This is a genomic window from Pseudonocardia parietis (assembly GCF_017876315.1).
GTDB lineage: Bacteria > Actinomycetota > Actinomycetes > Mycobacteriales > Pseudonocardiaceae > Pseudonocardia > Pseudonocardia parietis.
In genome coordinates this window covers 3,466,215-3,489,287 of sequence record NZ_JAGINU010000001.1, presented here as the reverse complement: position 1 = coordinate 3,489,287, position 23,073 = coordinate 3,466,215, and the positions used below count along the sequence as shown (strand labels likewise).

25 protein-coding genes are annotated in these 23,073 nt (G+C 71.5%); 11 read left to right on the top strand and 14 right to left on the bottom strand.

Annotated elements, in window-relative coordinates; translation table 11 throughout:
• Window positions 1-39 precede the first annotated feature (39 nt).
• The 3 genes from JOF36_RS16595 (at window position 40) to JOF36_RS16585 (ending at window position 2,250) form a co-directional block, all read left to right on the top strand.
• Window positions 40-1,194 carry an MFS transporter gene (locus tag JOF36_RS16595; RefSeq protein WP_210027784.1) on the top strand — a complete coding sequence of 385 codons (1,155 nt, stop codon included), beginning with the start codon at window positions 40-42 and terminating at the stop codon, window positions 1,192-1,194.
• Between the two features lie 150 nt (window positions 1,195-1,344).
• Window positions 1,345-1,839 carry a hypothetical protein gene (locus JOF36_RS16590; RefSeq protein WP_210027783.1) on the top strand — a complete coding sequence of 165 codons (495 nt, stop codon included), beginning with the start codon at window positions 1,345-1,347 and terminating at the stop codon, window positions 1,837-1,839.
• A gap of 3 nt (window positions 1,840-1,842) precedes the next feature.
• A complete protein-coding gene (locus tag JOF36_RS16585; protein WP_210027781.1) occupies window positions 1,843-2,250 on the top strand; it encodes an Lsr2 dimerization domain-containing protein in 408 nt (135 codons plus the stop codon).
• Between the two features lie 47 nt (window positions 2,251-2,297).
• Here JOF36_RS16585 and JOF36_RS16580 read toward each other — a convergent pair whose 3' ends face one another.
• The 7 genes from JOF36_RS16580 to JOF36_RS16550 all read right to left on the bottom strand — a co-directional run bounded on the left by JOF36_RS16580 (window position 2,298) and on the right by JOF36_RS16550 (window position 7,387).
• Window positions 2,298-3,395 carry an LLM class flavin-dependent oxidoreductase gene (locus tag JOF36_RS16580; protein WP_210027780.1) on the bottom strand — a complete coding sequence of 366 codons (1,098 nt, stop codon included), beginning with the start codon at window positions 3,393-3,395 and terminating at the stop codon, window positions 2,298-2,300.
• 11 nt (window positions 3,396-3,406) lie between these two features.
• The gene (locus JOF36_RS16575; RefSeq protein ID WP_307862421.1) at window positions 3,407-4,210 is read right to left on the bottom strand and encodes an enoyl-CoA hydratase/isomerase family protein; all 804 of its coding nucleotides are present in this window, start codon (window positions 4,208-4,210) and stop codon (window positions 3,407-3,409) included.
• Window positions 4,207-4,986 carry an enoyl-CoA hydratase/isomerase family protein gene (locus JOF36_RS16570; RefSeq protein WP_210027779.1) on the bottom strand — a complete coding sequence of 260 codons (780 nt, stop codon included), beginning with the start codon at window positions 4,984-4,986 and terminating at the stop codon, window positions 4,207-4,209. The genes JOF36_RS16575 and JOF36_RS16570 overlap by 4 nt, the downstream gene beginning before the upstream one ends.
• The gene (locus JOF36_RS16565; protein ID WP_210027778.1) at window positions 4,983-5,204 is read right to left on the bottom strand and encodes a hypothetical protein; all 222 of its coding nucleotides are present in this window, start codon (window positions 5,202-5,204) and stop codon (window positions 4,983-4,985) included. Before JOF36_RS16565 ends, JOF36_RS16570 begins: the two co-directional genes overlap by 4 nt.
• Window positions 5,205-5,218: 14 nt before the next feature.
• Entirely contained in the window at window positions 5,219-5,719 is a 501-nt protein-coding gene (locus JOF36_RS16560; protein WP_210027777.1) for an aromatic-ring-hydroxylating dioxygenase subunit beta, read from the bottom strand.
• A complete protein-coding gene (locus tag JOF36_RS16555; RefSeq protein WP_307862420.1) occupies window positions 5,716-7,014 on the bottom strand; it encodes an aromatic ring-hydroxylating oxygenase subunit alpha in 1,299 nt (432 codons plus the stop codon). The genes JOF36_RS16560 and JOF36_RS16555 overlap by 4 nt, the downstream gene beginning before the upstream one ends.
• Window positions 7,015-7,195: 181 nt before the next feature.
• The gene (locus JOF36_RS16550) at window positions 7,196-7,387 is read right to left on the bottom strand and encodes a ferredoxin (RefSeq protein ID WP_210027776.1); all 192 of its coding nucleotides are present in this window, start codon (window positions 7,385-7,387) and stop codon (window positions 7,196-7,198) included.
• A 193-nt stretch (window positions 7,388-7,580) separates the two neighbouring features.
• Between JOF36_RS16550 and JOF36_RS16545 the strand changes: the two genes are divergently transcribed.
• The 3 genes from JOF36_RS16545 (at window position 7,581) to JOF36_RS16535 (ending at window position 10,857) form a co-directional block, all read left to right on the top strand.
• Window positions 7,581-8,378: an SDR family NAD(P)-dependent oxidoreductase gene (locus JOF36_RS16545; RefSeq protein ID WP_210027775.1), complete on the top strand. Its 798-nt coding sequence runs from the start codon at window positions 7,581-7,583 to the stop codon at window positions 8,376-8,378.
• A gap of 70 nt (window positions 8,379-8,448) precedes the next feature.
• Window positions 8,449-9,666, top strand: a complete 1,218-nt coding sequence (locus JOF36_RS16540; RefSeq protein ID WP_210027772.1) for an enoyl-CoA hydratase-related protein — start codon at window positions 8,449-8,451, stop codon at window positions 9,664-9,666.
• Window positions 9,667-9,690: 24 nt separating this feature from the next.
• Window positions 9,691-10,857 (top strand): acyl-CoA dehydrogenase family protein, encoded by a 1,167-nt coding sequence (locus JOF36_RS16535; protein ID WP_210027770.1) that lies wholly within the window; start codon window positions 9,691-9,693, stop codon window positions 10,855-10,857.
• 125 nt (window positions 10,858-10,982) lie between these two features.
• On the opposite strand, the gene JOF36_RS16530 is transcribed toward JOF36_RS16535, so the two are convergent.
• A complete protein-coding gene (locus JOF36_RS16530) occupies window positions 10,983-12,677 on the bottom strand; it encodes a class I adenylate-forming enzyme family protein (protein ID WP_210027769.1) in 1,695 nt (564 codons plus the stop codon).
• A gap of 130 nt (window positions 12,678-12,807) precedes the next feature.
• The gene (locus tag JOF36_RS16525) at window positions 12,808-13,968 is read right to left on the bottom strand and encodes a CaiB/BaiF CoA transferase family protein (protein WP_210027767.1); all 1,161 of its coding nucleotides are present in this window, start codon (window positions 13,966-13,968) and stop codon (window positions 12,808-12,810) included.
• Window positions 13,969-14,015: 47 nt separating this feature from the next.
• Between JOF36_RS16525 and JOF36_RS16520 the strand changes: the two genes are divergently transcribed.
• A complete protein-coding gene (locus JOF36_RS16520; protein WP_210027765.1) occupies window positions 14,016-14,774 on the top strand; it encodes an SDR family NAD(P)-dependent oxidoreductase in 759 nt (252 codons plus the stop codon).
• A gap of 73 nt (window positions 14,775-14,847) precedes the next feature.
• Entirely contained in the window at window positions 14,848-16,173 is a 1,326-nt protein-coding gene (locus JOF36_RS16515) for a phytoene desaturase family protein (RefSeq protein ID WP_210027763.1), read from the top strand.
• 62 nt (window positions 16,174-16,235) lie between these two features.
• Here the strand turns inward: JOF36_RS16515 and JOF36_RS16510 are convergent, their stop codons facing one another.
• The gene (locus JOF36_RS16510; protein ID WP_210027761.1) at window positions 16,236-17,270 is read right to left on the bottom strand and encodes an MBL fold metallo-hydrolase; all 1,035 of its coding nucleotides are present in this window, start codon (window positions 17,268-17,270) and stop codon (window positions 16,236-16,238) included.
• 106 nt (window positions 17,271-17,376) lie between these two features.
• Here JOF36_RS16510 and JOF36_RS16505 point away from each other — a divergent pair, with 106 nt between their 5' ends.
• Window positions 17,377-18,177 carry an enoyl-CoA hydratase-related protein gene (locus JOF36_RS16505; RefSeq protein WP_210027759.1) on the top strand — a complete coding sequence of 267 codons (801 nt, stop codon included), beginning with the start codon at window positions 17,377-17,379 and terminating at the stop codon, window positions 18,175-18,177.
• A 50-nt stretch (window positions 18,178-18,227) separates the two neighbouring features.
• On the opposite strand, the gene JOF36_RS16500 is transcribed toward JOF36_RS16505, so the two are convergent.
• On the bottom strand, window positions 18,228-19,397 hold the full coding sequence (locus tag JOF36_RS16500) for a thiolase family protein (protein WP_210027757.1): 1,170 nt from the start codon (window positions 19,395-19,397) through the stop codon (window positions 18,228-18,230).
• A 99-nt stretch (window positions 19,398-19,496) separates the two neighbouring features.
• Here JOF36_RS16500 and JOF36_RS16495 point away from each other — a divergent pair, with 99 nt between their 5' ends.
• Window positions 19,497-20,126, top strand: coding sequence for a TetR/AcrR family transcriptional regulator (locus JOF36_RS16495; protein ID WP_210027755.1), 630 nt, complete (start codon window positions 19,497-19,499; stop codon window positions 20,124-20,126).
• Between the two features lie 23 nt (window positions 20,127-20,149).
• Here the strand turns inward: JOF36_RS16495 and JOF36_RS16490 are convergent, their stop codons facing one another.
• Together JOF36_RS16490 and JOF36_RS16485 are read right to left on the bottom strand one after the other, a co-directional pair.
• Window positions 20,150-21,397 carry an NAD(P)/FAD-dependent oxidoreductase gene (locus JOF36_RS16490; RefSeq protein WP_210027754.1) on the bottom strand — a complete coding sequence of 416 codons (1,248 nt, stop codon included), beginning with the start codon at window positions 21,395-21,397 and terminating at the stop codon, window positions 20,150-20,152.
• 74 nt (window positions 21,398-21,471) lie between these two features.
• The gene (locus tag JOF36_RS16485; protein WP_210027751.1) at window positions 21,472-22,248 is read right to left on the bottom strand and encodes an SDR family NAD(P)-dependent oxidoreductase; all 777 of its coding nucleotides are present in this window, start codon (window positions 22,246-22,248) and stop codon (window positions 21,472-21,474) included.
• A gap of 49 nt (window positions 22,249-22,297) precedes the next feature.
• On the opposite strand from JOF36_RS16485, the gene JOF36_RS39100 reads away from it, so the two are divergent.
• Window positions 22,298-22,507, top strand: a complete 210-nt coding sequence (locus tag JOF36_RS39100) for an oxidoreductase C-terminal domain-containing protein (protein WP_210035771.1) — start codon at window positions 22,298-22,300, stop codon at window positions 22,505-22,507.
• Here JOF36_RS39100 and JOF36_RS16475 read toward each other — a convergent pair.
• The gene (locus JOF36_RS16475; protein WP_210027749.1) at window positions 22,474-23,073 is read right to left on the bottom strand and encodes a TetR/AcrR family transcriptional regulator; all 600 of its coding nucleotides are present in this window, start codon (window positions 23,071-23,073) and stop codon (window positions 22,474-22,476) included. The genes JOF36_RS39100 and JOF36_RS16475 overlap by 34 nt on opposite strands.

The window sequence follows — 23,073 nt, the reverse complement described above, 5'->3', positions numbered from 1 at the left end:
CGGATGCGCGGGTGACGAGGCCGCTGCCACCGTTCTCCCGTGGAGCCGGGTATCGACCGTTCACCCGCCACGACCTGGCGGGTCGGTCTCGCCGGCGGGCTGCTCATGGCGGTGACGTTCGGGATGGTCCGCTACGTCTACGGCCTCACCCTGCCCGGCATCCGCGCCGAACTCGTGCTCTCCGACCTCGTCCTCGGGCTGATCGCCGGCGGTACGTTCGCCGGTTTCCTGCTCGCGCTGCTGCTGTCCACACGCCTGTCCGCGACGATCGGGCCCCGGGCACCGACGACGCTCGGTGGCCTGTGCGCCACGGTCGGATGCGCCGTTGTCGCGCTCGCTCCGGCCCCGTCGGTACTGGCGACCGGAGCGCTGGTCGCGGGGGGTGCCGCGGGCTGGGTGTGGGCGCCGTACTCCGAGATCGCGACGCGCGTGGTGCCGGAGGCGGACCGCCCGCGCGTGTTGGCCGTGGTCACGACCGGCGCGGCCGTGGGACTGATCGTCGTCGGGCCGCTCGCGCTGGCGGCAGCGACGTGGGCGTCGTGGCGGTGGACGTGGGCCGCCATCACCGTGCCGGCCGCCGCCGCCACCGTGCTGAACATCCGATGGGTACCGAGACTGGCACCGGCGCCGGGCATGCCCGGTCCGCGCGCCGCGCTCGGTCCACGGATGACGGCACCACTCGGATTCGCGGCCGTGCTCTTCGCCGGCGCGACCGCCTACTTCACCTACGCGACCGACAGCGCGGAGCGGGGTGGTCTCGGAGCTGTCGCCGGCCCTGTGGTGTTCGCCCTCGTGGGAACGACGGGCCTGGCAGGCCTCTGGACCGGGACCTTCGTGCGGCGGATCCGACCGGCCCCCGTCGCGGCGGTCTCCCTCCTGGTACTCGGCGCCGCGCTGGCGATGCTGGGCTTCGGATCGCACTCGCTCCCGGTCGTCCTCGCCTCCGCGGTCGCCTTCGGTGCCGCCAACACCATCGGATCCGCGGCGCTCCCGATCTGGACCGCGCAACTCGTACCCGACCGGCCGGCCGGTGCGTTCTCGGCGGCCCTCGTCGTCGGCTCGGTGAGCGCCATCGGCGCCCCGGCCGTGATCGGCGGCCTCGTCGCCCACGTCGGCTTGGCCCTCCCGCTCGTCGCCACGGCGATTCTCTGTGCGACGAGTGCCGTCGTCCTGGCGGCTGTCCGGCGGCTGTGAGAATGCCGGTCGGGTTGTGATGACACACGCAATCCCTCCCCTGCGCCACGGTCGATGCACCGATCGACCACAATCATCGGTGTAGTGCACTCGCGCAGCAGCGAGATGGACCGGAATCGACGAATCACCCCATCGACAGGAGACGACGACATGGCAGACGGTGCGACCGCAGGACCGCCGAAATCGATCCAGGGCGAGCAGCACGAGGAATCAGGTTGGGTCCGGGCCTCCGACGAGGACGTCGACCTCTACGTGGACCGGGTCTCCGACGAGGTCCTGACCTGCCGCGAACGCGGCCGCCACCTGTTCCCCACGATCCGCCAGGCCGGGATCCACTTCACCGGCGTCGACGACGACGGCCTGCTCGTCCGCCGCCTGACCTGCACCTGCTGTGAGCTCGCGGTCAAGGTCGAGAAATGGGAAGGCTTCCGTGGCGCCGGCCGACGCACCCGGTTCCGGCGCGTCGCCTCGAACCTGGAGTACCGCACCGGACCCGACGGTCAGATCTACCTCGCCCCGACCGGGCGCGGACACATGACCCCGCGCCAGATCGGCGACTCGGTCGCCTCCAAGGCCCTCGCCGGCACCACCCTCACCGCCCTGCGCAAGGAAGCCACCCGCGCGGCCAAGGCAGAGGAGAGCTGACCCATGGGAATCCGGCAGATCCGGTACTGCGACATCACCGGCACCGAGGCCGACGTCGAACAACACGAACTCCACATCGACCAGATGCGGATCGAGATCGACCTCGCCAGCGCCGAATACCGGCGCCTGCTCGAGGCACTCCAACCCTTCATCGACGCCGGCCGCGTCGAAGCGTCCGTTCCGGGCACGGCCGCCCTCTCCGACCATCTCGCGCGTCCGCAGGGGAGGCAACGAGGAAACCATGGCCCGACCCGCTCGGGGCTCTCCGCCGACGAACGGGCGCAGCTGCGGCAGTGGGCCGAGGCGAAAGGGATCCCCGTTCCGCCCAACAACCGTTTCAAACAGTCCCTGATCGCGCAGTGGCGCAGCGACACGACGCCGGACGCAGCCACCACCGAGACCGAGAGCTGATCCGGTTCCACCCGTGAACCTCGGAACGGTCGGGTACCCGAGCGCTCTCAGGAGATGATCGGTGTGGCGACATCCCGGAAGGTGTCGATCCGCCGCAGTTTCGGCAGCACCTGCTCGGTGTAGACATCGGCGTTGCGGCGGGCCACCTCCGGCGGCATGCCGCCGAACCCGAAGACGTTGACGACACCGCCGGCGTCCAGGGCGCGCACCCGCTCGACGGTCTCGTCGACCAGGTCCTCGGGTGTACCTCCCATCTGGAGGTCGGCGAGGAACCGGTTGAACGTCGCCAACCCGTGCTTCTCGATGTTGCGGCGCAGCCCGGCGTAGTACTCGTAGCCGTTCACGTGCTCCAGTCGCGGGTTCGTGAACTCGTAGTGGTCGATCGTGGAGCGGGCGTAGGCCATCGCGTACTCGTCGTGCAGTGCCGCCGCACGGCCGGCGTCGGGGTCCACCGTGGTGAAGTTGACCAGTACGGGCTGGGGCGGTTCGTGCCCGTTGATCTCACGGAACAGCTCGCGGTACTCCGCGGTCTCCCGGATCGTGGTCTGCCACGGCTTCTGCGCGATCAGCATGAGGCCGTAGCCGAGCGTCGCCATGATCTTCGCCGACTCCGGGGAGACCGCCGACGCGTAGGTCCGGCCGTTGAAGGTGGTCACCGCGGGCGGGTGCAGCTCCGCCCGCGGCTGGCGGTACAGCTCGCCGTCGTGCTCGATCGCGCCGACGTCCAAGGCCTGCGAGACGGCGGTCGCGTACTCGACGAAACGTTGCCGCGACTCCCCCATCTCGAGCCGGAAGCTGTCGAACTCGATCGAGCCGAGCCCCCGTCCCAGCCCCAGCAGCACCCGCCCACCGGACACGGAGTCCAGCCAGGCGATCTCCTCCGCGACCCGGATCGGCTCGTGCCACGGCAGGACCATCACCATCGTCCCCAGCCGGGCACGGCTCGTACGCCCCGCCATGTAGGTCAGGAACTGCGCCGGGTTGGGCATCATGTGGTAGCGCGTGAAGTGGTGCTCGGCCGTCCAGATCGACTCGAAGCCGCGCTTCTCCGCCTCGTCCGCGAGAGCGAGGTTCTCCCGGACCACGGCGTGATCGTCGCGACCCGGCTCGAGGCCCTGGAAGAAGACACCCATCCCTACGTGCACGGCGACCTCCGTCAGCGACCCGTGAAGGTCGGCTTCCGACGTTCGAGGACGGCGGCCAGTCCCTCGCGGGCGTCGGCCGTCCCGGACAGTTCGGACACCGTGCGGGCCTCCTCCGGAAGCTGTGCCTCGACGCGGTTGCCCAACCCCGACCAGACCAGCCGCTTGATCGCGCCGAGCGCCCGCGGGGGCCCCTCGGCGATCGTCCTGGCCGCGGCCAGCGCCTCGCTCTGCAGGTCGGCGTCGGGAACGACGCGGGTGATCAGCCCGATCTCGGCCGCCTCCGCGGCGGAGAGGGTCGGGTTGAGCAGCAGGATCTCCATGGCCTTGCGCAGGCCCACGAGCTGCGGCAGCGTCGCCGAGGATCCGGCGTCCGGTGCCATGCCCACCCGAGCGGCACCGGACATGAACTTCGCCGACTCGCCGGCGATCACGATGTCGCAGGCGCAGACCAGTCCCAGGCCGCCGCCGCCGGCCGCGAAACCGTGCACGCCGGCCACCACGGGGACCGGCAGGGCGAGCAGCCCCTGGGTGACGTTCTGCAGCCAGGCGGTCGCCTCCCGCAGGTAGTCCGGCAGCTCCTCGCCCTTGCTCGCGAAGGTCTTCACGTCCCCGCCGGCACAGAAGTTCGGCCCCTCGCCGGTGAGCAGCAGCGCGCGCAGCTCCGGCCGTCCGGTGGCGACCATGACGGCGTCGTACAGCTCCCGCAGGAACGGCACGTTCATCCCGTTCGACGCCTCCGGACGGTTCAGCCGCAGGTGCGCCACTCCGTTGTCGTCCAGGTCCAGCAGGACGGTCCCGGTCTCGATCAGCTTCACGAATCTCCCTTCCCGGTGAACCGGCCGATCCCGGCGCCGGCTCGTTCCCCGCCCAGGTGGGCGAGGGTCGACTCGACCTCGCTCGCGAGGCCGTCGGCCAGCGAGCCCCGCAGTCCCGCGCGCACGAGGTGCTTGATCCGGGCGAGCGCGTCGGTGTCCTTGCCCGCCAGGTTGGTGAGCACCTCGGCGACGGTGTCGTCGAACTGCTCCGGCGGCGCGGCCCGGTAGGCCAGACCCCATTCGGCGGCCTGGGCCCCGGTCATCCGGTCCCCCAGCAGGATGTGCCCCATCGCGCGCGGGACCCCGAGGATCCGCGGCAGGCGCTGGGATCCGCCGCCGCCGGGGATCATGCCGAAGTTGGCGTGGTTGTCCGCCAGGACGGCGTCCGTGCGCACGATCGCGATGTCCACCGACTGCAGCAGCTCGAACCCGCCTGCCATCGCGTAGCCCTCCACTGCTGCCACGACGGGGACGGGCAGCTCCGCGATCAGCTCGCAGGCGCCGATGAAGGTCTCGAAGAGCGGGCGCAGTGCCTCGGAGCCCTGCTCACGCAGGCGCGCGACCTCGCCGAAGTCCCCGCCGGTGCTGAAGTTGCCCTCGGCGCCGCGGATCAGGATCACGTCCGCGTTCCCGGCGGCTTCGGCGAGCCCGGACCGCAGGCCCTCGGCGAGCGCGATGGTGATCGCGTTGCGGGCGTGCGGCCGGTTCAGCGTGAGGTGCGCGATGCGGCCGCCGCCCCGGTCCTCGTACGAGAGCAGGACCGGCTCGTCGGTCATACGTCGTCCTCCCGCCAGCGGTCGGCCGACGGATCGAGGAGCTTCGCCAGATGGCCCTCGGGCAGCCAGACCAGCGTCTCCAGCTCCAGGGCGTCGAGGTAGCGCACCCGGCCGGTCTTGTGGTCCTCCAGCCGCAGCCTGCGGCTGTTGGCCTCGTCGTCGATCCGGACCGAGACCTCGGCGAACTCGTTTCCCACGAGGTCGGGGGGGATGTACATCAGCTCTCCGACCCTCAGATCAGGAAGGACATGGTCGCGATCGGGCGCGCGTTGTCCACGAGGGCGACCTTCTTGTACGACAGGGCGAGCTCGCCATCGACCACACGCAGCCGGTAGGTGTAACGCCCGGCCCACACCTCCTTGCGGCGCTCGCGCGACTCGACGAGCACGAAGTTCGCGGCCACCTCGATGTCCCCGTTCCCGACGGTCCCGAGAAGCTCCACGTTGGACACCACCCGGCGCAGCCGCGAGTGCGGAACCTGCGAGTGCCGCCGCCCGGTCTTGAACTGCTTGATCCGGGTGGCGATCCGGTTGCGGTTGTCGTGCACGATCGACATCTGCGTCATCCGGTCCGCGTCGTCGTCGTTCGCCGGGACCCAGTACAGCGCGTCGGGTGTCCAGAGGGACTCCCACTCGTCGTAGCGGTGCTCGTCGGCGAAGCGCGCCTCGCGGTAGAGGAACTGCTCGATCACCCGGATGTCCGGGATGGCCGGAGCGGCGGTGGAGGCGCTCACCGGGACCGTCCTTCCGTCATCAGCTGCTTGTAGTGCTGCCAGAACCCGCGCATGCCGGTCTCGTCCGTGGCCGCCCCGATCGTGAGACCACGCTCGTCGATCTCCTCGCGGTCCACACCGCGCCGCACGTCCAGCCACTCCGGCCGCAGTTCGGCGACGCCGGCCTGGTTGCGCTCGTACATCTCGGTGTCGTCGGCGAGCAGCATTCCGGCCGGTCCGACGGAGCCGATGCACTGCTGCACCATCCGCTTGTTCATCTCCGGCGCACCCTTGAGCTGCACCGCCGTGACGTGCTGCACGGTCAGATCGGCGGCCAGCGGCTGGATGGTGAACATCTGGATCTCCGCGATGAACAGGTTCGGGAAGATCATGACGTGCGGGGCGCCGTCGATGAGGATCTCGTCGGCTTCGCTCCCGTAGCGGGCGCGCATCCTGGCCGCGTAGTCCGGGACCTTCGCCTCGGTGGTGCCGAACCAGCCGAGCGGCTCCCCGATCCTGCGGAACTCCGGACGCAGGTCGTTCTCGCTGTGTCCGTTGCCGAGCGCGCGGGTGACCGCCGTGGACTTCTCGCCGTAGAGGGCTCCGATGCCGCTCTCGGCCACGGAGAAGATCGACGAGTGCACGAACTGGGGGTGGTAGCCGTCCGTCTCGTTCTCGGCGAGCAGTTTCCAGTTCGCCTGCGCCTTGTGCTGCAGGAACCCGGCGGTGATCTCGACCTCGCCCTCGGGCGAGAGCCGCACCAGGCGGTCGAGCTCACCCTTGGCCTCACCGAGGTGCTCCTCCAGCGTCGGCCCCTCCTCGGCGAAGCTGCCGAACACGAAACCCTGGTACACCCCGACGCGCGGCACCCGGCCCAGACTCAGCTCCAGCTTGCCCCGGCCGCCGTAGCCCTGGTGGAACGGGTAACCGAGCAGGTCGCCGGTGTTGCGGTAGGTCCAGCCGTGGTACGGGCAGCGGAACGAGCTGGAGTTGCCCGCCTGTGCCTCGCAGACCAGGTTGCCGCGGTGCGCACAGCGGTTCAGCAGCAGGCGCACCTCGCCGTCGGCGCCACGGGTCATGATGACGTCCTGTGGACCGATGTTCTTGCGCACGTAGTCGTTCGGCTGGGCGATCTCGCTGACGTGGCCCACGTAGACCCACGTCCGGTACCAGATCTGCTCGAGCTCGTCGGCGAAGATCTCCGGCGAGGTGTAGAGCGACCCGTGCACCCGGCGCGGCTGGATCAGCTCCTCGTACGGGGCCGCAGGCCCCCGGTGTCCGGCGCGACCTCCGACGGGAACATCGGTCAGCGTCACGGTCGGCTCCTCTCCTCCGCCCGGTGGCCGCACTGCGGCGACCACCTGCTTAATTCTGATTAAAGATACGCACGCCGGCCCGCCCGGGCAAACGCGGCGACACGCCGGACCGACACTGCGGCACCGGCTCACTCGACCACACGGACCGGCCCACCCGCTCCGCGCGCTCGAGCCCTCCGGCTCAGCCCTCGAGGCGCAACGCCTCGGTGGGACAGCTGCGCACAGCCTCCTGCAGCTCCGCGCGCTCGGCCTCGTTCACCTCGGACCGCAGCAACTCGAGCGATCCGTCGTCCTGCACCTCGAAGAAGTCCGGTGCGAGCGACTCACACAGGCCCAGGCCCGTGCACCTGTCGAAGTCGACCACGACGCGCATGGCTCCCCTCCCTGCCGTTCACGGCGCCCGGAACGCCACGCCATCGAGCGCCACCTCGTACCGGACGAGCTTTTTTAAGCTTAATTAGAGAAAACCACGCCCTGTTCCGACTGTCAAGACGAGTCACCGACGCGGACCCGATGACTTAATCTGCAGTCGAAACCGTAGCGGCACCCCTGCACGAAGGAGCACCATGGACCTGGGACACACCGACACCCGCGTGGTCGTCACCGGAGCGGGAGCCAACATCGGCCGGGGGATCGCCCACGTCTTCGCCCGGGAGGGGGCCCGCGTCCTGGTCGTGGACGTCGACGGCGAGCAGGCCGGACAGGTGGCCGCCGAGGCGTCCGCGCTCGGCGCCGCGGACTCCGCCGCGCTGACGATCGACCTGACCTCGGAGGGGGCCGGCCAGGCCGTCACGGACCGGATCCTGGACCTGTGGGGCGGGATCGACGTCCTGGTCAACAACGCGGGCTGGAGCAAGCCGGGCTGGTTCACCGAGCAGACCGACCGCGCGCTCTGGCACCGGACCGTCGACCTGAACCTGCTGGCCGCCGTCGACTGCACCCAGGCCGCGCTGGGCCCCATGCAGGAGGCCCGCCGGGGCGCCGTCGTGTTCCTGTCCAGCGACGCCGCATTCGGGGCGGTCAGGCAGGGCATCTACGGCAGCACCAAGGCCGCGCTGATCTCGCTGGCCCGGACCGTCGCCCGGGAGAACGGGCGGTACGGGATCCGCTCCAACGTCGTCGCGCCCGGGATCGTGCTCCCGCCCGAGGACGACACGGCCGGCGAGCACAGCGTGTGGGCCGGCGGCCGGGACTCGCTGTTCTCCCCCGAGCAGGTCGACTCGATCGTGCGCACCCAGCCGCTGCGCCGGCTCACCACACCGGAGGACATCGGCAACGCCGTGGCGTGGATCGCCTCCGAGACCGTCGCCCGCCAGGTCACCGGCCAGGTCGTGGCGGTCGGCGGCGGCTCCTCGATGCCCTGACCCCGCCCCGGATTGACACCCTCCGACGCTGGTGTCTACTTTTGATTAGAAAAGAGAGGACGGTGTCGCCGTGGACCCGACCGTGACCACCTCGCCCGCGACCACCCCCGCGACCGGGGCCGAGGTCGTCCGCATGCTGTACGCGGCGCTGGCCGACGGCGACCGCGAGGCGCTCGACGCCGTCGTGGCCCCCGACTTCGTGGGGCACCTGGCCGAGGGCATGCCCTTCGGGGTGGGTGGTGAGCACCGGGGCGCCGAGGACATGCGGCGACACGGGTGGGGCGGGATCGCCCGGCACTTCGCCGCGCGCGCCGTGCCCGAGGAGATCACCGGACTGGCGGACGGGCGCCTGCTCGTCACCGGCCGCTACACCGGCACCGGCCGCCGCGGCGGCGGCCCGGTGGACGCGGCGTTCGCGCACGTGGTGACCGTGTCGGGAGGCCGGGTGACCGCGCTCAGCCAGTACACCGACACGGCGCGCTGGACGGAGGCGGCAGCCCCCTACAGCACCCTGACCGTCGACGTGGCGGACGGGATCGCCACGCTCCGGCTGGACCGGCCGGCGAGGAACAACGCGATCGATGTCGCCATGGCACGCGACCTGGCGCAGGCGGCGACCCGGCTGAGCGAGACCCCGGATCTGCGCGCGATCCTGCTCGGCGGCAACGGCCCCCTGTTCACCGCGGGCGGCGACATCGAGGTGTTCACCGGTGCCCCACCCGCGGAGCTGCCGGACACGCTGCGCGGGATGATCGACGACTTCCATCTCGCCATCGAGCGGCTCACCGCCCTCGACGCGCCGATGGTCGCCGCCGTGCAGGGCGCGGCCGCGGGTGGCGGGCTCGGCCTGATGTGCGCCGCGGACATCGTCGTCGCCGCCGAGGACGCCGTGTTCACCGTGGGCTACGGGGCGATCGGGATGACCGCCGACGGCGGGAACTCGTGGTTCCTCCCCCGGCTGGTGGGGCTGCGCCGCGCCCAGGAGCTGTTCCTCACCAACCGCAGGCTCACCGCGCCGGAGGCGCTGGAGTGGGGCCTGCTCACCTCCGTCGTACCCGCTCAGGAGGTCGACGCGGAGGCCGAGCGGTTCACCCGCACGCTGGCCGCGGGCCCCACCCGGTCCTTCGGCGGGATGCGCAGGCTGCTGCGGCAGAGCTTCGACACCGGCCTGCACGACCAGCTCGCCGCCGAGCAGCGGTCGATCACCGAGGTCGCCCGGACCGCGGACACCCTCGAAGGCGTCAACGCCTTCACCGAACGCCGTCGCCCCCGGTTCACCGGGAACTGACCGAACCGACCGCAGGAGAGCCAGATGACCCCGTCGACCATCGTCGCCGACACCGAGGAGCGCGCCGCACTGCGGCACGCGGTCGCCAAGCTGGTCGGCAAGTACGGCCACGACTACTTCATGCAGAAGGCCCAGGCCCACGAGGAGCCCGCCGAACTCTGGAAGGAGCTCGGCGAGGCGGGCTTCCTCGGCGTGCACCTCTCCGAGGAGTACGGCGGAGGCGGCGGGACCATGTCGGACCTGGCCGTGGTCGTCGAAGAGGCCTCCAGCCAGGGTGTGCCGCTGCTGATGATGGTGATCTCCCCCGCGATCTGCGGCTCCATCATCGACAAGCACGGCAGCCCGGAGCTCAAGCAGCGCTGGCTGCCCGGTATCGCGGACGGCACGCTCAAGATGGCCTTCGCCATCACCGAGCCGGACGCGGGTTCCAACAGCCACGAGATCACGACGACGGCCCACCCCGACGGCGACGGCTGGAGCCTGTCCGGCACGAAGTACTGGACGTCGGGCATCGACGAGGCGGACGCCGTCCTCGTCGTCACGCGCGGCCCGGAGCCGGGCCCGAAGGGCCGCCACCCGCTGTCGCTGTTCGTGGTCCCCACGGACTCCCCCGGCCTGAGCTGGCAGCACATCCCCGCGGCACTGCAGCAGCCCGAGCACCAGTTCACGGTCTTCTTCGACGACGTGCGGGTCGGCCCGGAGGCCCTCGTCGGCGACGAGGGCAGCGGCCTGCGCCACGTCTTCGCCGGCCTCAACCCGGAGCGGATCACCGCGGCCTGCATCAGCAACGGCATCGCCCGCTACGCACTGGAGAAGGCGACGACGTACGCCAGGGACCGCCAGGTCTGGACGGTGCCGATCGGCGCCCACCAGGGCGTGGCGCACCCGCTGGCCGAGGCCTACATCGGGACCCAGCTGTCGCGGCTGATGGCGTTCCGCGCGGCCGAGCTGTTCGACGCGGGCCAGGACGCGGCCGAGGCCTCGAACATCGCCAAGTTCGCCGCGGCCGACTCCTCGCTGCGCACCCTGGACCAGGCGATGCAGACCCACGGCGGCAACGGCATGGCGCTCGAGTACGGCCTCGCCGACCTCTGGTTCGTGGCACGGATGCTCAAGACCGCGCCGGTCAGCCGCGAGATGGTGCTCAACTTCGTGGCCCAGCGCAGCCTCGGGCTGCCCGCCTCCTACTGATCGAGCCCGACCCGCTGGGCCCGGACCGAACCCGGTCCGGGCCCAGCCGGCTCTCCACCGCAGGTCGGCACACGCCACGGAGGCCGGCCCCATGACCGGGACCGGCCTCCGCCGTGGTCGTCGGATCAGCCGAGCATCTCCGCCGCGCGTCGCGCGAGCTTGAACTTCTGCACCTTGCCGGTGGGCGTGGTGGGAAGTTCCTCGGCGGTGGTGACCATGATGTGCTTGGGCACCTTGAACCGCGCCAGCTTCTCCTTGCAGACCGCGAGCAGCTCGTCGGTGTCGATCTGCGCCCCCGGCTCCGGGACGACCCAGGCGCAGCCCGTCTCCCCCCAGCGCTCGTCCGGGACCCCGACGGCGTACGCCTGGCTCACACCCGGGTACTGCGTGAGCAGTTCCTCGACCTCCTTGGGCATCACCAGCTCGCCGCCGCTCTTGTAGAGCTCCTTGCTGCGGCCGGTGATCTGGATGTAGCCGTCCTCGCCGATCCGGCCGAGGTCACCGGAGAAGACCCAGCCGTCCCGCAGGGCGGCCGCCGTCTCGGTGGGCTTGTCCCAGAAACCCAGCATGTGGGTGGGGCCGGTCGAGGTGAGTTCCCCCTCGGCCCCGGCAGGAAGCTCCTCGGCCGTCTCGGGGTCGACGGTCCGGTAGTGGCACACGTCGTCGCCGTACTCGGGCATCCCCGCCACGCCGGCGAGCTTGGCCCGGCCCACGGTGCTCGAGTGCTTCTCCAGCGGGTCCTCGGGAAGCGACATCGTCATCGCTCCGCCGCACTCGGTCATCCCGTAGCCGGTGGTGATCTCGGTGATCCCGAGCTCGGCCTGCACCTTCTCCCACAGCCACACGGGGGCGGGCGCCGCGCCGGACAGGATCGCGAACACCGACGAGAGGTCCCGGGACCCGCGGTCCGGGTGCTCGAGCAGCCCGACGGTCATCGTCGGCACGCAGAGGATCTCGGTCGCCCGGTGGCGCTCGATGCCGGCGAAGTAGTCCGCAGGCGAGAACGCGGTGCGGGGCACGATCGCGCCGCCCACGAACATCGCGGCGAGCAGCCCCTCGACGTAACCGAACATGTGGTAGCAGGGCAGCGAGAACAGGATCCGTCGCCCGTCCTCGAACGCGCGGGTCAACGCCGACGCGTACCCGGTCCGTTGGACGCCGTCGTGGGTGACCATCACGCCCTTCGGCGAGCCGGTGGTGCCGGAGGTGTAGAGGATGTCCCCCAGCCCACCCGGCTCGGCCTGCTGACCCTCCGCGGCGCCGGGGTTCTGGTCCCCCAGCGCGGTCAGGTCCTCGACGGTGCGGACTCCGTCGCGCACGGTGTCGTCCGTGGGCAACTGGACGACGGCTCGCAGGTCGGGCAGCTGCTCGGTGGGGCCCGACTCCCAGCCGGGGCCGATCTCGTCGAGCATCGCGAGGTAGTCCAGGCCCGCGAAGCCGGTCATGGTGATCACGACGTTGCAGCGGGACTGGCGCAGCACGTACGCCAGCTCCTCGGTGCGGTACAGGTAGTTGAACGGGATCGCGACGGCGCCCGCCCGGGCGATCGCGAACTTGAGCGGGGTGAACTCGAGGTAGTTCGCCATCACCAGGCCCACCCGGTCACCGCGACCGACGCCGAGAGCGGCCAGGCCGTCGGCGAGCCGGTGTGACCAGTCCGCGGTCTCCCGGTAGGTCAGCGTCCGGTCGTCGGTGATGACCAGTGGTCGCTCCGGGAACTCTGCGGCGCAGGCGTCCAGCCGCGCGTCCAGGGTCATCGGCTCCCACACGGGGTAGCGGGCCTCGAGCGCAGCACGCCTCCGGTCGATCGGCTCCCTCATCAGCGTCCTCCTCGACGTTACTTAATCATCCATAGATTAGTGACTCAGACAGCACACTTTCAAGGCAAGAGCGCCGCACACGTCACGTGGTCGGAACGCTGCCGACCGTCACCGAGGCGCACCTCCGAGCTCACGCCTGGATCGCCGCACCCGTCGCGACCAGGGCGTCGACGTCGAGGCCGGCGGCCGCCAGAACGTCACCGGTGTCGCACCCCGGCCCGGGCGGAGCTGTGGGCGTCACCATCGGGTGGGCCGAGAAGCGCGGTGCGGGCCCCGGCTGCAGGACACCGTCGACCTCGACGACGCTCCCCCGCGCGGCGACGTGCGGGTGCGCCGCCGCCTCCCGGAGCCCGACGACGGGAGCGACGCAGGCATCCGTGCCCTCGAAGACGGCCGTCCACTCGGCCTGGGTACGAGAGGCGAAGGTGCCGGCGAGGACCGCGCGCAGCTGCGGCCACCCGTCCCGGTCGTTCTGCCGCTCCGGCGCAGCGCGTTCCGGGTCGATCTCCAGGAGCCGGAGCAGTTCGGCGTAGAACTTCGACTCGATGGCGCCCACCGCCATGTACCGGCCGTCGGCGGTCTCGTACACGGCGTAGTAGGGAGCCCCGCCGTCGAGCAGGTTCGCGCCCCGCCGGTCCTCCCAGCGTCCGGACCCGAGCAGCGAGTGGATCACCGCGAGGAGGTGTGCCGCGCCGTCGACGACGGCCGCGTCGACGACCTGCCCGCGACCGGTGCGCTCGGCCTCGAGCAGGGCCGCGAGAATCCCGCTGACCAGGTACATCGAGCCGCCACCGAAGTCGCCGACGAGGTTGAGCGGGATCTGCGGCGGCCCGCCGGCATCACCGATCGCACCGAGTGCGCCGGTCACCGCGATGTAGCCGATGTCGTGTCCCGCGGCCTGCGCGAGGGGGCCGTCCTGTCCCCAGCCGGTCATCCGGCCGTAGACCAGCTTCGGGTTGCGCTCCCACAACGCCTCCGGCCCGAGGCCCAGCCGCTCGGCCACCCCGGGCCGATACCCCTCGACCAGCACGTCGGCCCGCTCGGCGAGGGTGTGCACCGCCTGCACGCCCGCGGGCTGCTTGAGGTCGAGCACGATGGACCGCTTGCCACGGTTGAGGATGTCGGCGCGGCCGGATGCCGGGGCGATGCCCGGACCGGACGGCCGGTCGATCCGGATCACCTCGGCCCCCATGTCCGCCAGCGTCATGCAGGCGAAGGGGCCGGGGCCGATGCCTGCGAGTTCGAGGATCGTGCGCCCGGCGAGGGGACCGCGGGCAGCCTGGTCCGTCATGAGTCACTCCCTTTTTTCTTACAACGATTAAAGACTAGGGTAAGACCATGACGGAGACGCAGCGCTGGGTCCTGGTCGGCGGCGGATCAGGGGGCATCGGTTCCGCGATCGCGCGCACCCTCGGCGAGGAGGGCTGGAACGTGGCCCTCACCTACCGCTCCCGTGCGGATGCGGCGAAGACCGCGGCGGACCAGGTCGTGGCCGCCGGCCGCGACGCCGTGGTCGTCCAGCTCGACCTCGCCGACGCCGAGGCCACCGCCGAGGTCGTCCGCTCGGTGGCACCCGAGCCGCTCGGCGGCGTCGTGTACGCAGCCGGCCCGCACATCCCGATGCGCTACATCTCGGCGATCACGCCGCAGCGCTACCGCGAGCAGATCCTCGGCGACACCCTGCCCGCCTACAACCTGCTGCACGCGGCGATCGAACCGTTGCGCCGCACGGGCGGCAGCATGGTCGCGCTGGTCACCCCCGCCATCGAGCGGTACTCGAAGAAGGACGTGCTGTCCTCGTCACCCAAGGCCGCGGTCGCCGCGCTGGTGCGCGGGATCGCCGCGGAGGAGGGCCGGTACGGGGTGCGGGCCAACTGCGTCGGCGTCGGACTGATCGAGGGCGACGGGATGTGGGGTGAGCTCGTCGCCCGGGGGGACTACACCGACGAACTGCTCACCACCGCCAGGCGCAACCTCGCCCTGCGCCGGTTCGGCGCCGTGCAGGACGTCGCCGAGGCCGTCCGGTTCCTGATGTCGCACCGGGCCGACTGGATCACCGGCCAGACCCTCGACGTGGACGGCGGCTACGCCCTCTGAGCACTCCGGCGGGTTGACGGAGCAGCGACGAAGAATTTACTCTCGATTAAGCAAATCGATCGAAGGAGATGACGTGGCTTCCGTCCAACCCGAGAGCACGTTCGACGCGCTGGTGGTGGGTGCCGGCGCGGGTGGGCTGTTCGCCGCGGCCCGCCTCGCGCACGCCGGCTACCGGACGCTCGTCGTCGAGCGGCTCGACAAGGTCGGCGGCCGCGCGTCGACCACCGACATCGACGGGTTCAAGGTCAACGACGGCGCGATCGTGATCGAGGTCGGGGGGATCACCGAGGAGACCTTCGCCGAGGTCGGCGCCGAGTTCGACGTCCGCACCCCTGAGGTCCCGGTGCTCTACCGCGTCGGCGGCAAGGATCTCGACGTCACCCGTGGCGGCTGGGGCATGCTGCTGTCCACGCTCACCCGACAGGGCGCCAAGCTGGTCAGCGGGATCGGCGCCGCCCGCAAGGACGACGACGCGCTCCCCGGCAGCGAGCTCTCCACCGCGGAGTGGGTCGCCAGGTACTCGAAGAACGACGCAGTGCAGGGCGTGTTCCGGAACATGTGCGCCTCGGTGTTCGCGGTCGGCTCCGAGGAGCTGCCCGCACGGGTCTTCCTCACCTACTTCACACGTAAGTCGGCGTTCAAGCGGTTCGGGTTCTGCCCGGACGGCACGATCGGTCTCTGGCAGTCGCTGGCCGAGACGGTGACGGCACGCGGCGGCGAGGTCTGGCTGTCCTCCGAGGTCGAGAAACTGCACGTCGCCGACGGGCGGGTCACCGGGGCCACGATCCGCCGGGACGGCACCGCGGTCGAGATCGGCTGCCGCGTCGCCGTCAGCAACACCGGGCCGGCGGGCACGGTCGCCCTGGTCGGTGCGGACGCCCTGCCGGCGGACTACCGCGACCAGGTCCGGGCCAAGGACCGCCCCTGCTCGATGCTGGCGGTCAACTTCGCCAGCCGGGAGCGGCTGGTCGACGTACCCGGGATGCTGCTGTTCTCCAAGACCGAGCGGCTCTGCTACGTCGCCAACTTCACCGACACCTGCCCCGAGATGGCACCGCCCGGCTGGAACCTCTACGTCGGGGCGTCCGTGCCGAAGCCGTCCGTGGGCGACTTCGACGAGGAGCGCGAGGTCGCCCTGCTCAAGAAGGACCTCGGCGAGCACGTCCCGGGGTTCGACGCCGCCCGTGTCCTGTCGGTGGCCGTGATGCGGGACGGCTGGCCGCCGCAGCGGGCCGTCGCGGGCTACGACCTGCAGCCGGACACCCCGATCGCCAACCTCTGGAACGTCGGCGACGGCGTCAAGGAGTACGCCAACGGCGGCACCACCGCCTGCGCGGAGACCGCCGCGCTCGTGGTCGACCGGATCAAGGCGGACGTCCCGCTCTCCGCCACGGCCTGATCCCCCGGCCCCACTGCCGTCGCCCGATCGATCGGGCGACGGCAGTGGGGCCGAGGGGCGAATCAGGCGACGGCGTACCTGCGCACTCCGTCGACCTCGGCGCACACCAGCTGCTCGGCTGCCACGAGCACGTCCAGATGCGCCGCGATCTCGAGCACCGCGAGCGCGGCGTGCTCGGTCTCGAGGTCCTCGAGCCGCTTGCGCCGCCGCGTCCACGGCAACCCCGCGGCGACCGCGCAGGCGGTCTCCGCTCCACTGCGGACCTGCGCCAGGGCGGCCGCGAGCCGCTCCTCGTGATGATCGAGGAGCTCGTCGATCCGGGTGTGCACGCTGCGGGTCACCGGCCCGTGCGCGGGCAGCAACAGCGTGTCCGGCAGGTCCCGCACCAACCGCAGCGAGTCCAGGTAGCTCTGCAGCGGCGCGGGCTCCGGCGCCCACTCGTAGCCGATCGAGGGCGTGATGTGCGGCAGGACGTGGTCGCCGGCGAACAGCGCGCCGATCCCACTGTCCCGCAAGACGATGTGCCCCCGGGTGTGCCCCGGTGTCGCGCGCACCTCGAGGGCCCGGCCACCTACCGGGAGCGCCTGCCCGTCGTCGAGCCAGATGTCCGGCTCGCCCCAGGGAGCATCGTCGGCCAGAGCCTCCGCCTTCGACCGGAGTGCCATCTCGGCCGCCAGTTCCGGTGCGCCGGCCCGCACGAGCAGCCCGGCCTGGGCGGCCTCGCTGTCCGGCCGCCGGGCCATCGCCGCCACGGAGTGGCGTTCACCCCGGCCCAGCAGCACCGGCGTCCCGTGCGTCGCGCGGATCGCAAGTGCCTGCGTGTAGTGGTCGTGGTGGGAGTGGGTCACCGCGATCCGGGCCACGTCGGACAGGTCGTGCCCGAGCCGCCGCAGTCCCTCCGTGAGCAGTCCCGCATCGGCGCCCGCCCAGCCGGAGTCGACCAGCGTGGGCCCCTCCGGCCCGTCGACGACGTAGACGTTCACCGCACGCAGGCCGGTCAGCGGCAGTGGCAGCGGCACCCGGTGCACGCCGGCCACCACCGGGTACGCACCGGGCTCCGTCCAGTCCTCGGGCTGCTCAGCGAGCTCCGCCGTCATGCATCCTCCTCGAAGGTTCGATCGCTTCTCGTCCGCACGCGACACGATGCACGCGTCACGCCGGACCACTCTTTTGAATCTCAGTTCGACGCCGTAGCTTCGGGGTATGACCACGACGACCTACGCCGACGTGCGCTACCGGGTCGAGGACGCCGTCGCACATCTCGAGCTGCACCGGCCGGACGCGCTCAACGCCTGGACCCCCGCCATGGGGCGTGAGCTGCTGGATGCGGTCCGGCGCGCCGGCGCCGACGACGAGGTGCGCGCGGTCCTGATCACCGGCGCGGGCCGCGCTTTCTGCGCGGGCGCCGACGTGAAGAACGAGCGTGAGCTCACCCCGGACGGCGACCCCGACCTCAGCTCCCGGCTCCGGGAGATCTACAACCCGATCGTCGCCCAGATCCGGGCCGCGCCGAAGCCGTACGTGGCCGCGGTCCACGGAGCATGTGCGGGCCTGGGCGTCTCCCTCGCGCTGGCCTGCGACCTCGTGCTCGCGGCGGAGGACGCCTACTTCCTGCTGGCGTTCGTCCGGATCGGCGTGATGCCGGACGGGGGCGCCACCGCGTTCCTCGCCGAGCGGGTGGGCCTGGCCCGGGCGGCCGAGCTCTGCATGCTCGGTGAGAAGCTGCCCGCGGCGCGGGCGGAGCAGTGGGGCCTGGTGAACACGGTGCATCCGGTCGACGACCTGCGCGGCGCCGCAGAGGCGCTGGCCGGCCGTCTCGCCCAGGCGCCGACCGTGGCACTCGGGAGCATGAAGACCGCGCTGACCGCCGCCGCGCAGTGCCACCTGGCCGAGCAGCTCGAGCTGGAGGCCGACCTCCAGCAACGGCACGCGAGCACCGCCGACTACCGCGAGGGCCGGCAGGCGTTCATGGAGAAGCGCACCCCGGTCTACCGGGGCCGGTGATCCCGCGGACTGCGGGGCGGGCGACGCGACCGGCCCCGCAGTCGTCGGGCTCAGAGCCGCTCGATGATCGTGGCGTTGGCCATCCCGCCCGCCTCGCACATCGTCTGCAACCCGTAGCGACCGCCGGTCGCCTCCAGGTGGTGCAGAAGAGTGACCAGCAGCCGGGTCCCCGAGGAGCCGAGGGCGTGGCCCAGCGCGATCGCGCCGCCGCGCGGGTTGAGCCGCTCCGGGTCGGCCCCGAACTCCCGGGCCCACGCCAGCGGCACCGGCGCGAACGCCTCGTTCACCTCGTACGCGTCGATCCGGTCGAGGCTCAGCCCGCTGCGCGCGAGGATCTTGTGCGTGGCCGGGATCGGGCCGGTGAGCATGAGCAGCGGGTCGTCGCCGACCACGGAGAAGGAGTGGAAGCGGGCCCGCGGCCGCAGGCCGAGCGCCGTCGCCCGTCGTTCGCTCATGATCAGAACGGCCGACGCGCCGTCCGTCACCGGTGACGAGCTACCCGGCGTGATCTTCCAGTCGATGTCCGGGAACCGGGCGACCATCTCGTCGGTCCCGAAGGACGGGCGAAGCCCCGAGAGCCCCTCGGCGGTGGTGCCTGCCCGCACGGTCTCGTCCATGACGAGGTCCGCGGCCTCCGGTACCCCGACGACCTCGGCGTCGAACCCGCCGTCCGCCCAGGTCCGTGCGGCGCGGCGATGGGACTCCGCCGAGTAGGCGTCGAGCTCGTCGCGCTCGAGCTTCCAGCGCTGGGCCACCAGCTCCGCGGAGACACCCTGGTTGACCAGGCCTGCCGGATAGCGCGCCGCCGCCCGGGCGCCCATGCTGGTGGGGCGGGAGCTGCCGATCGGTACCGCGCTCATCGACTCGACACCCGCCGCGATGACGACGTCGTGCGCTCCGGCGAGGATCGCCTGGGCCGCGAACGAGGCGGCCTGCTGGCTGGAGCCGCACTGGCGGTTCAGCGTGGTCGCGGGGACGGACTCGGGGAACCCGGCGCCGAGCACGGCGTTGCGGCCGATGTTTCCGGACTGCTCCCCCACCTGCTGGGCGCAACCGGTGATGACGTCCTCGACCAGGGCGGGGTCGATGCCGGTCCGCTCGACGAGCGCACTCAGCTGGCCGGCCAGCAGATCGGTCGGGTGGACGGCGGACAGCGCGCCGCCCGGCTTGCCCTTGCCGACCGGGGTCCTCACGGCATCGACGATGACGGCGTTCTCCACAGCGGCTCTCCCACCTCGATCACATTTTCTAACTTCGAGTAGAACACGCCGGGAGGCGGGTGGCAACGCGGTACCGCCGTTCTCGAATATCCTTTCAACGTGCCCCGCAAGCCGACTGCAGCCCCCGCCGAACCCGAGAGTGCCGAATCGAAGTCGGCGCGCACGCGCGCGCGACTGCTCGACGCCACCGCCAAGGTCCTGGCCGACAAGGGCTTCTCCGGGACGAGACTGTCCGACATCGCCGAGGCGGCACACGTCCAGGCACCCGCGATCTACTACTACTACCCGTCGCGGGAAGACCTGATCGAGGCGGTGCTCCACGCCGGTGTGCAGGCGATGCACCAGCACCTCACGGAGACGCTCGCCGCCCTCCCGGAGAAGACGTCACCGTCGGCGCGACTCTCCGCCGCCGTCGAGGCCCACCTCCGGCACGAGCTCGAGATCTCCGACTACACGCGGGCCGTGGTCCGCAACCTGAACCAGGTTCCGGAACCGTTCAACAGGCGAGCACTCAAGACCCTCGGCGAGTACAACGAGATCTGGCGGGACCTGGTGATGGATCTCGCGGACGCCGGCCTGCTGCGTGCGGACGTCGATCCGTCGGTGGGCCGGATGCTCGTCCTGGGGGCGCTGAACTGGTCGGTGGAGTGGTGGGACTCCGACCGCGGTTCCCTCGACGAGCTCATCGCCGTCGCGCAGTCGATGGTGCTGCACGCGCTCCGCCCCTGACCCGGTGGTCGGTGGGCGTGCGGTCAGCTACTCACTGCCGCCGCGGCGTTCCGCTTCTCGGCGAACGCGAGGGCGTCGTCCCAGGTCGTCCGCTTCGCGATCTGGGCCCGGTACTTCATGACGTCGGCCCGCCGGTCCAGCGTCAACGCGCCGGTGAGCCGGTCCCCCGTCCGGTACAGGGCGACGAACTTCTGCTCGTCCACCGAGCCCGACACCACCGTCACCTCGTCCGCAGCCGGGACGCCGACGAACTGGATCCGGCTCGAGTACCAGTCCGACCAGAAGTACGGGACGGTCTGGTAGGGCGCAGCGGCTGCCGGAAGCAGCGCGTTGCGCGCGGCGACCGCGCCCTGCTCGGCTGCGCTGGTCCAGTGCTCGATGCGCATCAGACCGCCGGCCGGCCCGTCGTCGAACAGCGGATTGCGCCAGCGGACGACGTCCCCGGCCGCGTACACCCCCGGCAACGCGGTGGCCAGGGTCTCGTCCGCCACGACTCCGTTGTCCACCTCGACGCCCGAACCCTCGAGCCACCCGGTCGCCGGGTCCGCACCGATCCCGGCCACGACCAGATCGGCGGGCACCGTCGTGCCGTCGGTGAGCCGGACGCCGGTCACCCGGCCGTCCGCACTCTCCACGCCGGCCACACCCACCCCGCACCGCAGGTCGGTCCCGTGCGCCGCGTGCAGCGCCGACAGCGCCGTGCCCATCTCGGAACCGATCGCCCGCACCAGCGGGGTCCCCTGGGCCTCGACGATCGTGACCGGCAGGCCTCGTTTGCGCGCAGCGGAGGCGACCTCGGAGCCGATGAAGCCGGCACCGATCACGACCGTCCGGGCCCCGGCGTCGAGCGCAGCGCGGACGGCGATCGCGTCGTCCAGGGTGCGCAGTGCCTGCACACCCGTCGCGCCCTCGGCTCCCGGAAGCAGGCGGGCCCGGGCACCCGTGGCGATCACGAGCCCGTCGTACGGGATCCGCCGGGCACCGACGAGGACCTCGCGGGTGTCGGGTTCGAGACCTGAGGCGGGCTCGCCCAGCACGAGGTCGATGCCGAGGGCATCGCGCAGATGCCGCTCCTCCCGGAAGTGCACCGCAGGTTCCGCGGCCTCGTCGAGGTAGGCCTTGGACAGCGGTGGCCGGTCGTAGGGCAGGTGCGACTCGGCGCCGACCAGCGTGACCGGGCCCTCGTGCCCGGCATCGCGCGCCGCCTCGGCGGCCCGGAGCCCGGCGAGCGAGGCTCCGACGATCACGAGACGGGGACCCTGCGGCGTCATCAACGGCACCTTCCTACGGCTGCTTTTGAATCTAAACTAAACTCCGTAGCTCTCGCCGTCAACGCGGTCAGCGCCTATGCGACCGAGATCCCACCGTTCACGCTGACGGCCTGCCCGGTGATCCGGCGGGCACCCGGACCGGCCAGGAAGGTGACGAGCTCGGCGACATCGGCCGGCTCGGCCACGCCGAGGTGGGCCTGCTTCTCCGCCGCGGCGAAGAGCCGGGCACTGAACCCGGACGAGGTGAGGCGCTCGGTGGTCGGCGTCCCGCGCACGAGCGACGGCGTCACCGCGTTGACGCGGACACCGTGCCTCTTGGCCTCGAGCGCCACCGTCCGCGCGAACATCACGATCCCGGCCATGGCACCGCCGATGATGCTCTCCCCCGGGGTTGCCACCTTCGCCGCGTCGGACGCGATCAGCACGATCGAACCACTCCCACGCCGGTACATCCCGGGAACGACCAGCCGGGTGGTCACCAGAGGAGGCAGCAGCTGACCGCTGACGACACCGAGGATCTCCTCGGGGGCGATGTCGTGCAGCAGATCGGGCTCGGCGCTGCTCGCCACCGAACAGACCAGCACGTCGATCCCGCGCAGGTGGCTCTCGGCCTCCTCGATCCCGGCAGCGGCCGCCGCGGGGTCGGCGGCGTCGAAGGCAACCCCCACGACGTCGACGTCGCCATGATCGCGAACCGTCGCGGCGGCCGCGTCGAGCCGGCGCCGATCGCGTCCGGCAAGTGCGATCCGCGGCACGCCGGCTGCGGCGAGGTGACACGCGGTCTGCAGGCCGATCCCCGACGATCCGCCGACCACCAGGGCGCCGCTCTCGGTGTACTCCTTGACGACCATCCGAGCACGTCTCCTTCCGGGGTCCTCCGACGACATTTTCTAATATGTCATCGAATCAGATCGGCGGCCGGAAGATGACGAGGGGCAGCTCGTCGGGTGCGCCGCGATCGACTCCGGGAAGGCGCTCCGGGCTGCGAAGCGGCTGATGATCCGCGGGGTCCGGGTCGGGATCGACGATCTCGCCGATCCCGCCGTGGACCTGCGCAAGCTCGGTCGGGGCGACGGCTACGGACCGGGCGTCGCCAGCGATCCGATGTGACGTCGAAGGACCCGGCGCGCCCACTCCGGATCCGCGCCGGCGCCGTCGTAGGTCAGGTGCGCGGCGAGGCCGTCGATCAGGGCGTACAGCCGCAGCGCTTCGAGCTCCCGATCGGCCCCGGCGTCGAGGGCGGCGCCCTCGGCGAGCCGCCTGATCATCCATCGGCAGGCGTCCTGCATCTGGCGGCGGGCCCGGTCGCGGGTGCTGCGCAGGTCGGCGTCGGTGTTGGCCGCGGTGAACAAGGCGAGGTAGACCTCCATCTCGGCACGGCGCTCCCGGTCCAGGGGCAGTAGCTCCGCGGCGACGGCCTCCACCTCCCGCACCGCGTCCGGCTGCGGCGGGCGGGTGGCCACGCGGGCGACGGCGCGGTCGATGACCATCTGCAGCGCGAACGCGAGCAGGTCGGCGTGGGTGCCGAACAGGTGCCGAAGCGACCCCGCGGACACCCCGGCCTCCGCGGCGACGGTACGGACCGAGGCCGCGGCGACCCCGTCCCGGATGATCACCCTCCAGGTCGCCTGGGCCAGCTGTCTCTTGCGTTCGTCGTGGTCGATCAGCTTGGGCAC